The following is a 15,252-nucleotide window of genomic DNA, read 5'->3' on the forward strand; positions in this document are numbered from 1 at the left end:
CTGTTGAGAAAGAGCAGCACTGCAATATCTCAACGGAGCGAAGCTCCACTCAACGGCACGCAGTGCCACTCAACTAGCGGCGTAAGCCGCCTCAACTGTCGGTTACTTATTCAAGCTTAATAATCCCACCCCTTATCAAATCTCTTCCTTATATTAGTAGCATGAAAAAGGTTGAAATTATCCGTAAAACGAGAGTACTGGACCTCTTCCTGAAAGTCGACCAATACCTCTTACGTCACGAGAAGAAAGATGGTAGCATGAGTGAAACACTCGACCGGCTAACCGTAGAAAGAGGAGATTCCTGTACCGCACTGATCTATCATACAGAAAAGCAAGCTTACCTCATGACCAAGCAGTTTCGTCACGCCACCTATGAAAAAGGGCCCGGTTGGTTATTGGAGCTGGTAGCAGGTTCTATTCCGGAGGGAGAAGACCCGGAACATATTATGCGAATGGAGATAGAGGAAGAAGCTGGGTTTGAGATCACCGAAATGGAAAAGCTTTATACATTCTATGGCTCGCCAGGGGGACTATCTGAACGTATGCACCTTTATTATGTAGAAGTGAGTGAGGCTCATAAAGTCTCTGACGGAGGAGGTAAAATAGAAGAAGGAGAGGATATAGAAGTGCTTTATTATACCTTGGAAGAGCTGAAAAACATGTTGAAAAATGGGGAAATTGAAGATGCTAAGACCATTATTGGCATTCAGCACGCCCTATTATCTTGTTCATAGTGTTTAGTTGTTTGAAATTATACTAATCAAGATTGAAACTGTCGTTCGATATCAGTTTATCGCTTATCGCTTATTGTTTAATTAAGCTTAAATATTTATCCGTCACACTACCAAATCGCTCTGTTGAACCGTTGAATTGAGCTCGTTAGTAATATGACTGTTATTTATTCAAATTTAATTAAACGATAAGCGATAAGCCTGTAATCATCCCGTAAGCAACGACAGGATTAACCTTAAACACTATAGAGTTACAAACCACTAAACATCATGAACGAGCGAAGCTCAACTAAACATCATGAACATTTTATTTTGCCGCGGCTCTTCTCAGCCGGTCATTGATTGCCAGTCCTAATCCTTTTTCCGGTACCAGTTCTACCAAGATCACATCAGGTTGTACCTCATGCAATGTTCTTAGGGTTTGAAACAAATTGCGAGCTGCTTCTGACAAATCTCCTGAAGGAGAAAGCAAAAACTGTTGTTCTTCTGGAAGATCTTCAACAGATTTATCCAAGGTAACCGTAGCTATCTTTTGTCCTTCAAAAGAAACAAGGGCTTCTTGGATATCTTCTACAATATGCATTTCTATACCAGGGGAGTAATGCTTTTTAAGCATCCCCGGTGCGGTAGGTTGTGAGCTGGAATGCTCTCTTACCACGACATTGCCGATCACGGCTTCAATATCTTCTACGCTGATACCTCCTTTTCGGTATACCGTAGGAACTCCATCAGGAAAACCTACAATAGTAGACTCTACCCCCACCTCACAGGCTCCCCCATCCAATACGTAAGGAATCAGATGACCAAGGTGCTGCTCTACGTGAGCTGCAGTCGTAGGACTCACAAAGCCAAAAGGGTTAGCACTTGGAGCTGCTACTGGAAAATCCAATTTAGACAATAACTCCAGAGTAAAGGCATGACGAGGAATACGAACCGCTACAGTATCCAATCCACTGGTCACCAGATCATGAATTTGTTCACTTCTTGGTAAAATCATAGTGAGAGACCCTGGCCAAAATGTTTTTGCCAATTGCTCTGCCATCTCTGGAAACTCAGAGGTATAAGCCTTCACTTTCTCAATCGAGTCACAATGTACAATCAGAGGATCAAAAGACGGGCGTTGCTTCGTCTTGAATATAGCGGCCACTGCCTCAGGATTTAAGGCATTCCCTGCCAGTCCATAAACGGTTTCTGTAGGAATCCCTACCAATGCTCCCTCCTGCAAATATTTTTGTGCAATCTCGATATCTTTTCCAATCATAACTCTACATTTTACTAACGTTCCGCAAAAGTACAATGGTTTGAGGAAATATTGGAATGATCTAAAAGAATAATGTTGAATCGTTGAGGCAGCTTCGCATGTTGAGTTATGGTAATAGTGCTGTGATTATTAAATACGTGATTGGTGATTGGTAGTTCGTTTTACTAAACGTCCATACTAGTCACCAATCACTAATCACGAAAGACTCTGCTGTAAGAGGTTATAGACAAACCTAATCATCAGAGCACTAGTGAACCGATTGCTAAGTTTGTTGACAGAAAAAAATATCTGCTCTAAGAGTTCAGTGCTTTTTCCTTCTTACAGATAATTAACCGTGATAAACTCTAATATAGCGTTGTGATATAGTCTATGGCCATCTTGTAACCATATAATCCAAATCCAGCCATTACTCCTTGACATACAGGACTCAAATAACTGTGATGACGGAAAGCCTCTCGGGCATGTACATTAGAAATGTGTACTTCAACTACTGCCGTAGGTACTGCAGCAATGGCATCAGCCAAAGCAATAGACGTATGCGTATAAGCTCCTGCATTAAAGACTATCCCTTCGTAGTCAAAACCTACTTCATGAATCAGGTTCACTAGCTCTCCTTCTATATTGGATTGTGCATAGCGAAGCTCGTGCTCAGGAAATTGCTGCTGTAACTCCTCAAAATATTCTTCAAAAGTCTGGCTTCCATAAATCTCTGGTTCTCGTTTTCCTAAAAGATTTAGATTCGGGCCATTTAATACCAAAATTTTCATATTGTATTTTGCTTAGTTTATCTACATTTTATGTAATTTAATAAAAAAATAATCCATCATCTTATAATTAGAACAAACTACCTTACCATGTTAATACCCTCTATCCTACTCAAACAACTCTACACTCGTGGAAGTCTAAGAAACACTGCTGAGGGCATTGTTTTCTCCATCAAAAACAGGTTAAAAGACGCGAGTCTATTGGAAATCAACTCTGTAAAAGTCAACAAGCATAAAATAAGCTTTGATCAGTTAATGTTAAACCTGGGAGATCAACAACTCACCACTCATGAACTGAACATACAAGAAGAGCTTCCTTTTCCTCTTAGAAAAGTGATAAACTTCTTCGTATCCGATGTACCTCCACTAAAAGCTGGTGAAAAACATCACATAGAACTAGAGTTTAAGGTAAAACCTTTTGGTAAACTGAAACTTAGCGTAGAGGACACTATTCTAACCGAAGAGGAGGCTGGGATCCCTAGAGATGACCACGATGACTACTCTAAAGAAATCATCAAAAGTAGACAGCAATACCTAACGAACTTCACTAAAAAAGAGCTAAAACATATCAATCATTACTCTGTAGATACTCAACTATTACCAGGAAATATTGAAAACTTTATAGGGGTAGCTCAAATCCCAATGGGTCTTGCAGGACCTATCCAAGTGAATGGAGAGCATGCGCAGGGAGAGTTCCTGGTTCCTATGGCTACAACAGAGGGGACATTGGTAGCTTCTTATAACAGAGGAATCAAAGTATGTAATCTTTGCGGAGGGGTAAGAACCACAGTACAGGAAGATATCATGCAACGTGCCCCTGTCTTTGGTTTTGAGAATGCCTTAGAAGCCCGTAAATTCTCTGAATGGATTAAAGAAAATACTCCTTCTATCGCTCAAGCAGCGGAGGCAACATCCTCCGTAGCTAAACTACAATATATTGACACCTACCTTGCCAGCAAGTATACTTACCTTCGATTCAATATGTCGACTGGAGATGCCGCAGGGCAAAATATGGTCAGTAGAGCAGTAGATGCAGCGTGTACTTGGATACTTGATAATTACTCGCACCCTATTGAGCGTTTCTTTCTGGAGTCCAATTTTGCCACAGACAAGAAAGCTTCACAGATCAATATCCTAAAAACCAGAGGAAAACGGGTAACGGCAGAGATTGTCTTCAAAAGAGAAGTACTAAAAGAGGTGATGCGTGTTGATACGGTTTCACTAGAAAGACACAGTAAAGCAGCACAAATAGGCTCATTCCTATCAGGAGTCAATAATAATGGATTACACGCTGCCAATGGTATTACAGCGATGTTTATCGCTACGGGTCAGGATGTAGCCAATGTTGCAGAGGCCTCTGCAGGCATACTACACACAGAGCTTACCCCAGAAAATGACCTATACATGTCCATTACGCTTCCATCCTTGATTATTGCTACTTATGGAGGAGGAACAGGACTGAGTACTCAAAAAGAATCTTTGGAATTGATGGATTGTCATGGAAAAGGAAAGGCTCAAAAGCTAGCCGAGATTATGGCGGCGGTTGTTTTGGCTGGAGAAATCTCCTTGGCTTCGGCTATTTCTTCTTCGGACTTTGTGGCCGCTCATGAAAAGTACGGTAGGAACAGATAAAATCAATACCTGGGCGACCACATCCAATGCTGTCAAGTTAAGGAAACAGTGTATGTAGAAAGCATAGTGCAAACCCGCTGCAGGTCGTAGCGTGGACGCTACGACCAGTTTCTAGGAATATTTCGTTTAACTTGACAGTATTGGGGTAGCCCCTACAGCTCATCCAAGGAGCCATGTCCCGGACGACGAAGCTTTTTAAATGCCGAAGCGGTCATTCCTGTTTCTTTCTTAAACTGAGCAGACAAATGTGCTGTACTACTATACCCGAGCTGAAACGCAATCTCAGAAAGCGTCAACTCATCATAGAACAGCAACTCCTTTACCTTCTCTATTTTCTGCTTTACAATAAACCGTTCGATAGTATACCCTTCAACCGAAGAGAAAAGGCGACTCAATGCGGTATAATCCTGAGCGAGCTTTCCCTCCAAAAAGGTAGAGTAGTTTACTGATAAATTATCTTCTTGATGATGAATTTGTTCGATCAACAGTGTTTTGATCTTTCCAATCAGCTGGCTTTTTTTATCTTCCAGTAACTCAAACCCTTCCTGTTCCAATGCCTTAGCCAAAGCAGCCCGTTGCTCATCGGGCAAAGGATTCTCCACCGTAACCTCTCCTAAAGCCACCGACTGATAAACAATACCCTCTTGCTCCAACAGGTTCTCTACCGACCGTATGCAACGAGGGCAAACCATATTCTTTATATATATTATTTCCATTAATAGAGTGCTATATTTTAAATAGAAAAACATGAGTTACCCCTTAAATGTTAATATGGGATAACTCATGTTTCTCCTTCATCCTTTCTCCTTCATCCTTTCTCCTTCACCCTTTTTCGAACGACCACAAGGGGCGCCTATACTAGATTCTCACGCCCAATATCGTAATATCATCACGTTGCTCTACACCAGCCATATGTGACTTCAGGGCTTTCTCTAATGCTTGCTTTTGCTCTTCCCCTGACTTCCCGATATTTTTCTCCAGGATCTCTCTCAATTTCACCGAACCAATTTTCTCCTTGAAAGGATTATTCTGATCCGCATAACCGTCCGTTGTCAGGAATAACATATCTCCTTTTTGAAGGTAAAGATTATGGGTTGTGAACTGCTTCTTCACCCTATGGATACTTCCAATCGACTTTACATCTCCATACAAAATATCGAAAGACTTCTCAGAGTTGGAGTAATAATACAATGGCCTCTTAGCACCTGTATAAGACACCTTTATCATTCCAGAAGCCGTCTCTTCTATAGCACACAATCCCACATCCATCCCATCATCATTGATTCTTCTTTCCTGTCTCAAGGTTGTTTGCACTCCCTCATTCAATAGGTTCATAATCTCTACAGTATCCGTCACCCCATTGAAGTTGATAATTTCATTCAGCAATGTGTTACCAATCATAGACATAAAGGCTCCGGGAACGCCATGTCCTGTACAGTCTACTACTGCTAAATACTTAATATTTTTACCTTTATCCGTTTTCACCTCATTGTACCAATAAAAATCACCGGATACTAAGTCTTTTGGTTGATACAATAAAAATGCATCTTGGAATCCCTTCTGAATCAACTCAAAAGGAGGAAGAATAGAAAACTGAATGGTCTGTGCATAACGTATACCATCAGTGATATGTCTATTCTTTTGTTTCAGCTCCTTATATACCTTATGGTTAGCCACTGCAATTGCTGCATAAGAAGCCAAAGATTTGAGGTTGGAAATACTCACCTGCTTATAAGCATTCTTCTCCATAGACTGCATCTTGATAAGTCCTACAGGTTGTGCACCAATGATCAATGGCATAAAGATCATGGAACGAGGCTGAGGCTCAGAGAAATCAATACTACCCTCAGGAATATATAAATGATACTCCTCTTTCAAGTCATTAATGATCAACTCTACTTCATTACGAAAACTCCACCCAGCCAAACTTGATTGATCGTCTAATCGTACCACCTTGGAAGAGCCCTCCTTTTGAGTATAACCTTGATCGTAGAACTCAATGACCTGCTCTTGCTCATGGTAAATACCTATACCGAACACTGAGGCATCCAACAATAGGTTAACACCTTCCTGTAACTCATCTATATGTTGTTCAAAATCCAGCAAGGCCGTAAATCGCTGTCCTATATCTGTTACAGCCAAGGTTTCTTCATGAACTTTTACGACTTCCTTTCTAGCCTGATTCAAGCTTTTGGACAAGGAGTCTAGTTCATCTCTTTGTTTCTTAAATTTTCTAGAAAGAATCACCAGTACCAATACCATAATCAAAAAGACCACAATAACTGCTACTGAAATATACAGGCTTCTCTTGACCTCTTGCGTTTCTATTTCTTTTTGCTCAATCTCCTCATCTTTTTCCATGATTTGACTGCGCATCCTATTGAGCATCTTATTCGTTTTATATTGGGCATTTTCAAAGGCCAAGTCATTATCAATCAGGGATTCTTGCAAACGTTGTAAATAGGCCTCTAATTCTTTTTTACGCATATTAGAAGGTGCATCACGTTCCAGACGCTCACTGATCTTCATGATTTCCTTTCTCAAGTACTGCCCATTCTCCTGCAAGAGCTGCTTTTCGGCCTCCAATGCATTAAACACCAAATGAAAGTTCTCTTTATATTCTAAATGCACTTCCTCTGGCTTCTTCTCCTTATTTTCATCCTTGATATACAAGAACAAGTAGTTATCCTCGAAATCATAACGACGGTTTTCAATGCTATGAGACGGGATACTCACCTCACTATTATTAATGGAATCTGCTAAGATTTCAAATTCCCCATGTTGATTCGTTTTATATTCCTTACCATCAATAAATACACTGACATTGGAAGCTGTAGAAATATCCTCCTCATACACTACCACAACCAGTACAGGACTAATATCTGGTTCAGTTTGCAGTTCAACCTCTTTTCTTTTTTCGACAACTTTCTGCTGTATTTCAGGGCTCACTTTCTCTTCCGTTTTAGCCACCAGCAATTGGGGCTTGGTCAAAATAACGGAATTGCCATTTTCTCCTATATGAATTCCTTCCTTGGGAGTAATCATCCCATCAATCAGGAAATTACTCTCCTTGGTAATCTCTGCATAAGGGGGAAGATGAAGAACAAACTCTCCTCTAGCATCTGTTCGTACTTTTTGAGGAAACTGCTCTCCTTTTAATTTAACCTCTACATCTGTGAGTGGATTTCCTATATGATCTACAACTTTTCCCCTCAACTGAAAATCCATTTTGACCATCATGATCTTCACCTGAGCATCATCCATCATAGCCCAATCACCCAAAGAATAACGTTCTTTGCTAACCACCACCGTATTGATAGATGTTTCCCCCAATATATTAGGGATGTAAAATGTTCCATCTTTTGTGGTCATCACAGGATCAAAGTCATTAATCTTTACCTGTACATCTGGTAATTTTCTTCCATGGTCATCTGTTACCACTCCTTGGATCGCCTTACCTCCTTGGCCAAAGGAATAAATCGTAAATAATGTAGACAGTAGAAAAAACAGTAATTTTAGTCTCATAAACAGACAGGCTATATTCAGCGATTAGTTTTCAGAAAAATATATGGTTCAGTAAGGTACTCGAGATCACTTTCCAAGACTATAGCATAAATAGTCTTTTTATTGGCAAGTTTTATTTTGTGTTTGTTTGCATTACGTCTTCTCTGAATAATACAAGCAAGGAGTTCACAAATACTTCCAAAACAATCATAACACGTGATACATAATAACGCATTCATAACGTTACCGCCTAAAAGTTATTATCTATAACCATCATTCCTTTCACGTCATATTAAAATCAGAATCAACTCATTTTATCAATTGTGGAAAGCAGTTGCAATAGTTCACCAGAAGAAGACACTCGTTTACTTCCTTCAGAAAGCAATGTCGTTGACACTTCCATTTCACCAAAGATATTAAATAATATTTGTACTTCCGCTTTTTCAGCTGAATTGACAAGCTGAAATCCTTCTCTGGACAACATGCGACCAATCCATGTATATTTCAATTTCACAGCCGGAGTACATTCCTTTTCTGTCAATGCAAAAAATAGCTTTCTACGCTCTGCCCCTGACACAAAATGAAACGTCCCATTCAAGCGATCAAAGCAAACTCCTTCAGAAGTAAAATACCGTTCTAATAACCCACTCCCTACTAGTTCCTCTACCTGACCGAAATGATTTTGCTCTCCACCTGCCACCAGCCATAAATAATCTGCCGACTGCAAAGCCAACTCCAATTCATGGGTAGTCAGTAAGACCGTTTTATTATACTCCTTCACTACCTTACGCAATAATCTCACCAATTCTATTCGATTAAGCATATCAAGGTGCGCAGTAGGCTCATCCAAAATAATCAATGGGGTATCCTGCACCAACGCTCTACCTAGCATCACTTTCTGTCTCTGCCCATCACTAAGTGCATAAAATGGTTTATGAATCAAGTCGGATAAATGCAATTGTTCCACCACTTTATCAATGACCTGATGATCTTTTTCTTTCAATGTCCCCCACCAGCTCGTATAAGGGTATCGGCCCATTGCCAGTACTTCCAAAGCTTTCATATTCCCTACCGCAACGGCATCTGTCAAAACCATACTAATGGATTGTGCCAGTTTTTTGGGAGTATAAGTGTGCAAGGGTGCTTGGTTTAAAAGAATCTTCCCTTCCAATAAAGGCTGCACTCCTGTGATCGAGCGCAATAAAGTTGATTTTCCAGCCCCATTGGGACCTATCATACAAATAAATGCCCCTTGGGGAATTTCAAAAGGCAAAAAAGTCCCTACCTCTTGAGAAGGATACCCCGTTTTAATAGAAGTTTCTGTCTTAAGTAATGGTTTACTTTCCATCAAAATGCCCTTTTAATTTTATTTCCTCTAACGATCACCCAAACCACTACTGGTGAACCAATTAAAGCAGTTACTACATTGATAGGAAGGGCCATTCCATCACCAGCCCATTGTGCCAGAATATCACAACACAATAATACTGTAGCCCCTATTAGGATCACAGAAGGAAGTAATACTTTGTGGTTCCCTTCACTAGTCCATTCCCTACTTAAGTGAGGCACCGCAATACCTACAAACCCAATGGGACCACAAAAACCTGTTACAGCCCCCGCTAACAAACTGCTGGAAAGGATCATCCCGGCACGTAATTGTTTCACCTTCACGCCCATACTTCCTGCATAACGCTCTCCCAGCAACATGACATTCATACTATTGGCCATCCATAAAGCCAATAACAATCCCAAGGCAATACTACCTGCCAGAAAAGGCAATTGTTCACTCGTCACTCCTCCTATGCTTCCAAAAGTCCACATCAAATAATCTTGTATACGCTCTGGCTCGCTCAAGTACTGCCATACACTTACCAAAGCAATCGTAAGGTTTCCCAACATCATCCCTACAACCAACAAAACAATATTGTCTCTTAAACGGGAGGCTATCATCAATAACAATAGCATAATAGCCCCACTTCCCGCTATAGAAGCCCCAATCACTAACCAGGCACCAGAAATCCCTACTTTCTGAATTGCCGCTAGTCCAACACTTCCTCCTGAGAGGAGCATCACTGCCCCTACCCCCAAGCTAGCCCCGGAAGTAATTCCCAATACGGAAGGCCCCGCCAAAGGATTCCTGAAAAGTGTTTGCATTTGCAAGCCACTCACAGACATAGCTGCACCTGCCAATATAGCGGTAATCGCTTTGGGCAAGCGGATATACCAAATAATCTGCTCATTAACCGAGTTAGCAGGGGTACCAAATAACGTATTTAACACTTCCATAAACGGAATGTGAACACTACCTACCGAAAGGTCAACAAAAAAAGCAACGATGATGAAGAAAATGAGAATAAACCACCTGGTTCCTTTGTTTAAATACTGTTTTTTTGAATATTCCTTTATTATTAGCATATGACTTAAAAAAATGATCGTTACAAAGGAACGTAAAAAAGATCATTCTACCTTAAAAGCGTCACGATAGAAGCATTATTATTCCTATTTCGTTATAAGTTTACTTAGCAGTCAATCCACTAGTTATATTCTTTTGATTAAACACCGTACTAACAATGATTCGTCCCTCTACCCCTAAAAAGTCCTTGGTCATTTTTGACTTTGACGGTACTATTGCTGACTCTTTTGAACAAATTATCAGTATCTCCAATAAATTAGCCCCCCGCTTTAACCTAGCTCCTGTCAGCAAGGAAAAAGTCAATACCTTAAGAAACCTCCCAGGAAAAGAAGTTATACATCAACTGGGTATCTCAAGGTTTAAACTCCCCTTCTTTATCAGAGCTGTAAAGAAAGAATTTACACAGGAACTCCATAAAGTGAATATTATTCCCGGCATCAAAGATTGTGTCATTCAACTGACCAAGGAAGGACATCAACTGGGTATCGTTACCTCGAATACAGAGGAGAATGTCAGAACCTACCTTGAGCAACACGGGCTACATACTTTCTTTACTTTTATCTATTCATCTTCTAATATCTTTGGGAAACACAAAGTATTAAAAAAAGTGCTGAAAAAACATCAGGAATATACTTCCCAGACATTTTATGTAGGCGATGAATGTCGCGACATTGAAGCTGCCCACAAATGTGATATCCGCATGATCTCTGTGTTATGGGGCTTTAGCTCCAAAAAAAGAATTGAAGAGCTATCTCCTTTCTACATTGCGCAAAACCCTAAGGAGATTCCATTGGTGATTCATTGATATCGGTTATCGGTTATCGGTTATCGGTTATCGGTTATCGGTTATCGGTTATCGGTTATCGGTTATCGGTTATCGGTTATCGGTTATCGGTTATCGGTTATCGGTTAAGAAAGTTATTTTAACGATAAGCTATAACCAATAAACTTTTTTCAACATTTTTTTTAAACGATAAGTAATAACCATTGCATGGCGCCCGAAAACTTTTTTCAACGATAAACCATAACGTTTCTCCCTCCTCAAGGAACTATCTTTATCATTAATAACTTTTAATCGCAGGAACCTTTATCTCAATAGCTTACTGTGATGCAAAAGTTTATTATCCCTTTACTTGTTCTCATCCTGACTTCCTCTTGTATTTTCGAGAGTGAAAAAGCAAAAAAGGCCAAAAAGCTCGATAAGCAACAATCAGCACTGATGAAATCTGCCGATCAAGCTGTAGAGATTACCGCCTTCGACTTGCGTCAAAAGATGCATGCTTTCCTGATGTATTTCGCGGGAACGGTAGAGGAAACTGCTGATGAAATTATTCGCTCCAGTGAAAGTATGGAGGTAAAACGAAATGCCCTCACCTGGAAGCTCTATGCCATTCCGGCGGCCCAAAGGGCTGTTCTGGTCAATGATCCTCTCATTGGTCTGTTTGACATCAGTATCTTGTGTGTACAAATGCGAAATTTCTTCTTATCAGAAGAAGGAAAAGACCTCTTTGGGTACCATCAGGGGCTTGTCATGTCCCAAACAGATTCTTTGATCGTTAAGTCTGTAAGAGTCTATGAGATGCTATCCGAAAATAGAGACCCTACACAAGCAGCAGGGTTGATCAAGGACTTCGCAAACGATTATCCTATTCATAGTCTTTATTTTAATCGTATGTCAATTACACCTTTTCTAGCAGAATACCATGATAGTGAAAAAATGGGGTTAGCAGCGATGGCACAGGGTGCAACGGATAATCTGGAAATACTGACAGAACGGTTGAATGTATATATCGGCTTACTTCCCCGACAAGCTCGGTGGGAAGCTGCCCTCCTTATGGAAAATGCCTTGGAACAAGCCTTAGGTGATTCTTTACCACAAGAACTCCTATACCGGGTAGACCGCTTGGATAGTTACCTCAACCGCCTCACCACAGTTACAGAGCAGATTCCCGGACTCATTAATCAACAACGACTCTATATAACACAAGACCTCAAAGAGGAGAGAGCTATATTACTACAAGCATTACAACAAGAAAGGATGGCTATCTTTTCAGAACTATCAAAGGAAAGAGAAATTATCTTAAAAGAAAGCAACAAGGTTGTTTCTGATAATATTGATCTTGCTTTTGATCGATTAGATGGAATTATACAGAAAGCCATATGGACCATTATTATCAGTACGGCTATTGGTATCATTTGCCTTGGTATTGTGGCCTTTATTCTTCTAAAGCTTATTCAGAAAAACTAAATCTGATTTATGCTAATGTTTAGAGCTTGTCTCATCCTTAAACCTCATAACAATCTACTAATTCACTGAATTATACAATAGAACTTTCATTCATTATTTTTTTTGAATGTAAAATATCATCATATTGCAATCTTGTAAACAAGCATTAACAAACATGATCTACTACTTTTTATTTTTAGGCTTCATTAGTGCTTGACATAATGCTGATAGAATACTTTCCATACTTATTAAACTAGATTAACATGAAATACTACTTGGGGCTAATGAGCAGTTTGCTCAGTATTGGCCTTATCGCTGTACTTAACACCAAGATCGGAGTGGTGCCTCCATTGGGTAAGTTTTTAGATCCTTTCAATGGGTTCTGGCAAAATGCCAAGGAAAAAAATATCGCAGTAGACGAAAATATTGCTCATCAACAATTAAAAGGCAAAGGGACCGTACTCTACGACTCCCTATTGATTCCACATATTTATGCAGAAAATGACTTGGATGCTTACTTCCTTCAAGGATATGTAACTGCCTCCAATCGTCTATGGCAAATGGAACTACAAACACATGCCGCTGCCGGTAGACTTTCAGAAATTCTTGGAAAAAATGAGAAAGTACTGGGCATGGACCGAGAAATGCGTCGCAAAGGAATGGGATTTGGTGCTGAGAACTTCCTTCGTCAACTGAAAAAAAATCCTGAAGCACTAGCGGTGACTGAAGCCTATCGTAACGGTATCAACGCCTATATCAATAGCTTATCTTACGCTGACCTACCGATAGAGTACAAGTTATTGGACTATCGACCAGAGCCATGGACCTTATTGAAATCGGCTTACTTGCTAAAGTATATGGCGGAAAGTCTTAGCAGTTGGGATGCAGACTTCGAATACTCCAATGCTTTAGCCCTGTTAGGGAGAAACACTTTTGATCTTCTTTATCCGGATATGCTTAAGATGCAAGATCCTATCGTCAATGGTACGACTCCATGGGATTTTCAAATTGCCGCAGCTCAAAAGCCTAACAATGTAACTCCATTGTTAACACATAAAAAAGACCTGAACACTAAACCTGATCCGGATAATGGTTCCAACAACTGGGCCGTAAGTGGCGCCAGAACACAGAGTGGTCACCCTATGCTGGCCAATGACCCACACTTGGGCCTTAATGCTCCTTCAATCTGGTATGAGATTCACATCACCTCTCCGGAGCAAAATGTTATGGGCGCATCCTTACCGGGAGCTCCTGGTGTGATCAGTGGATTCAATGAGAATATCGCCTGGGGAGTTACCAACGCTCGTAGAGACGTAGTCGATTGGTATAAGGTAACCTTTAAGGACAGTACGAAGAATGAGTACTTATTAGATGGGAAATGGGTAAAAGCAGAAAAACGTATCGAGACCATTAAGGTTCGTGGAGAAGAAGCTTTTATCGATACCGTCACGTATACGCAATGGGGCCCAGTAATGTATGACGAGACCTTTGGTACTCATAAGGAGAAGCAAAACTACGCTATGCGTTGGGTAGCGCATGATCCAACGGAAGAGGTAGTCGCTATTTATCATCTAAATAGAGCAAAAAATTATGCAGACTACCGAAATGCGATAAAATACTTTAGCTGTCCTGCGCAAAACTTTGTATTTGCAGCCAACGATGGAGACATCGCCTTGACAGTACAAGGTCGTTTCCCTCTTAAGTGGGAAGAGCAAGGCAAGTTCGTAATGGATGGTTCCCGCTCTGATATGGCATGGCAAGGATTCATTCCTGCAGAACACAATATCTACACACGAAATCCAGAAAGAGGATTTGTAAGTTCTGCCAATCAACACCCTGTAGATGATAGCTATCCATACTATCATTTTGATGCGCATTACGAATACTACCGTAACCGCCGTATCAATGATCAACTGGGGCAAATGCAAAATGCTAACCATGAAACCATCGAAGGGTTACTGAATGATAACTATAACTTGATGGCCAAAGAAGCATTGGAGGTAATTATAAAATACATCCCAGAAGAAGCGCTCAACGGTCACGAGAAAATTGCTCTACAATCTTTAAAGGATTGGGATCACTTCAACGATGCGAAAAAAATTGCTCCTGTATATTTTGAGCAATGGTGGAGAATCCTATACCCTATGATATGGGATGAGATGGCCAAGGACCAAGACATTAGTTATATCAAGCCTAATAAAACGGTCACCATCAAACTAATGGCAGAGCAACCGAACCTTTCATTGTTTGATATACAGGAAACTCCTGAGAAAGAAACTGTTCAGGATGTTGTACTTAAATCTTTCCAACAAGCCGTAAAAGAAGTAAACGACTGGAAAGGGAAACAAGAAGGGGAAAAAGATTGGGCAGCCTTTAAAAGCACAACCGTCCAACACCTTTCCAGAGTACTAAAACCGTTTAATATCACTGGTATTCGTAACGGAGGTAACCGAGGAGTAGTCAATGCCACGAGCGAAAAGCATGGGCCATCGTGGAGAATGATCGTAGAGCTAGACCCTAAAGGTACTAAAGCATGGGCTGCCTATCCAGGAGGACAATCAGGAAACCCTGGCAGCCCTTTCTACGACCAACAGATCAACAGATGGGAAGCTTGTGACCTTTATCCTCTGGACTTCATGAGCAAGCAAGCCATTCAGGAAGGAAATATTGATGGACAACATATCCTATCCAAAATTAGCTTCGACAAACAATAAAAGCAT

Annotated in this window: 11 protein-coding genes; 5 read left to right on the top strand and 6 right to left on the bottom strand. The window is 40.5% G+C overall.

What is annotated here, in order from left to right; all coding sequences use genetic code 11:
- The first annotated feature begins 161 nt into the window (after positions 1-161).
- Complete coding sequence (locus ABD985_RS12720; protein ID WP_345372291.1) at positions 162-734, top strand: NUDIX domain-containing protein; 573 nt, start codon at positions 162-164, stop codon at positions 732-734.
- A 304-nt stretch (positions 735-1,038) separates the two neighbouring features.
- Here ABD985_RS12720 and ABD985_RS12725 read toward each other — a convergent pair whose 3' ends face one another.
- On the bottom strand, positions 1,039-1,992 hold the full coding sequence (locus ABD985_RS12725) for an L-threonylcarbamoyladenylate synthase (protein ID WP_345372293.1): 954 nt from the start codon (positions 1,990-1,992) through the stop codon (positions 1,039-1,041).
- A gap of 344 nt (positions 1,993-2,336) precedes the next feature.
- On the bottom strand, positions 2,337-2,759 hold the full coding sequence (gene aroQ, locus ABD985_RS12730) for a type II 3-dehydroquinate dehydratase (RefSeq protein WP_345372294.1): 423 nt from the start codon (positions 2,757-2,759) through the stop codon (positions 2,337-2,339).
- 87 nt (positions 2,760-2,846) lie between these two features.
- Between aroQ and ABD985_RS12735 the strand changes: the two genes are divergently transcribed.
- Positions 2,847-4,388 (top strand): hydroxymethylglutaryl-CoA reductase, encoded by a 1,542-nt coding sequence (locus tag ABD985_RS12735; RefSeq protein WP_345372296.1) that lies wholly within the window; start codon positions 2,847-2,849, stop codon positions 4,386-4,388.
- Positions 4,389-4,540: 152 nt separating this feature from the next.
- Here the strand turns inward: ABD985_RS12735 and ABD985_RS12740 are convergent, their stop codons facing one another.
- From ABD985_RS12740 to ABD985_RS12755, 4 genes are all read right to left on the bottom strand, one after another.
- Positions 4,541-5,104, bottom strand: coding sequence for an AraC family transcriptional regulator (locus ABD985_RS12740; RefSeq protein ID WP_345372297.1), 564 nt, complete (start codon positions 5,102-5,104; stop codon positions 4,541-4,543).
- A gap of 142 nt (positions 5,105-5,246) precedes the next feature.
- Positions 5,247-7,913, bottom strand: a complete 2,667-nt coding sequence (locus tag ABD985_RS12745) for a SpoIIE family protein phosphatase (protein WP_345372299.1) — start codon at positions 7,911-7,913, stop codon at positions 5,247-5,249.
- 283 nt (positions 7,914-8,196) lie between these two features.
- On the bottom strand, positions 8,197-9,240 hold the full coding sequence (locus ABD985_RS12750; protein ID WP_345372300.1) for an ABC transporter ATP-binding protein: 1,044 nt from the start codon (positions 9,238-9,240) through the stop codon (positions 8,197-8,199).
- Positions 9,240-10,307: an iron chelate uptake ABC transporter family permease subunit gene (locus tag ABD985_RS12755; RefSeq protein ID WP_345372301.1), complete on the bottom strand. Its 1,068-nt coding sequence runs from the start codon at positions 10,305-10,307 to the stop codon at positions 9,240-9,242. Before ABD985_RS12755 ends, ABD985_RS12750 begins: the two co-directional genes overlap by 1 nt.
- A gap of 155 nt (positions 10,308-10,462) precedes the next feature.
- Between ABD985_RS12755 and ABD985_RS12760 the strand changes: the two genes are divergently transcribed.
- The 3 genes from ABD985_RS12760 (at position 10,463) to ABD985_RS12770 (ending at position 15,246) form a co-directional block, all read left to right on the top strand.
- Positions 10,463-11,110: an HAD-IA family hydrolase gene (locus tag ABD985_RS12760; protein ID WP_345372302.1), complete on the top strand. Its 648-nt coding sequence runs from the start codon at positions 10,463-10,465 to the stop codon at positions 11,108-11,110.
- Positions 11,111-11,413: 303 nt separating this feature from the next.
- Positions 11,414-12,553, top strand: a complete 1,140-nt coding sequence (locus tag ABD985_RS12765) for a hypothetical protein (RefSeq protein WP_345372304.1) — start codon at positions 11,414-11,416, stop codon at positions 12,551-12,553.
- Between the two features lie 242 nt (positions 12,554-12,795).
- Complete coding sequence (locus ABD985_RS12770; RefSeq protein ID WP_345372306.1) at positions 12,796-15,246, top strand: penicillin acylase family protein; 2,451 nt, start codon at positions 12,796-12,798, stop codon at positions 15,244-15,246.
- Positions 15,247-15,252: the final 6 nt, after the last annotated feature.

Source organism: Algivirga pacifica (genome assembly GCF_039543525.1).
GTDB classification, from domain to species: domain Bacteria; phylum Bacteroidota; class Bacteroidia; order Cytophagales; family Flammeovirgaceae; genus Algivirga; species Algivirga pacifica.

Coding starts and splice junctions, on each gene's coding strand:
- ABD985_RS12720 (WP_345372291.1), top strand. CDS start 162: ATGAAAAAGGTTGAAATTATCCGTAAAACGAGAGTACTGGACCTCTTC.
- ABD985_RS12725 (WP_345372293.1), bottom strand. CDS start 1,992: ATGATTGGAAAAGATATCGAGATTGCACAAAAATATTTGCAGGAGGGA.
- aroQ (WP_345372294.1), bottom strand. CDS start 2,759: ATGAAAATTTTGGTATTAAATGGCCCGAATCTAAATCTTTTAGGAAAA.
- ABD985_RS12735 (WP_345372296.1), top strand. CDS start 2,847: ATGTTAATACCCTCTATCCTACTCAAACAACTCTACACTCGTGGAAGT.
- ABD985_RS12740 (WP_345372297.1), bottom strand. CDS start 5,104: ATGGAAATAATATATATAAAGAATATGGTTTGCCCTCGTTGCATACGG.
- ABD985_RS12745 (WP_345372299.1), bottom strand. CDS start 7,913: ATGAGACTAAAATTACTGTTTTTTCTACTGTCTACATTATTTACGATT.
- ABD985_RS12750 (WP_345372300.1), bottom strand. CDS start 9,240: ATGGAAAGTAAACCATTACTTAAGACAGAAACTTCTATTAAAACGGGG.
- ABD985_RS12755 (WP_345372301.1), bottom strand. CDS start 10,307: ATGCTAATAATAAAGGAATATTCAAAAAAACAGTATTTAAACAAAGGA.
- ABD985_RS12760 (WP_345372302.1), top strand. CDS start 10,463: ATGATTCGTCCCTCTACCCCTAAAAAGTCCTTGGTCATTTTTGACTTT.
- ABD985_RS12765 (WP_345372304.1), top strand. CDS start 11,414: ATGCAAAAGTTTATTATCCCTTTACTTGTTCTCATCCTGACTTCCTCT.
- ABD985_RS12770 (WP_345372306.1), top strand. CDS start 12,796: ATGAAATACTACTTGGGGCTAATGAGCAGTTTGCTCAGTATTGGCCTT.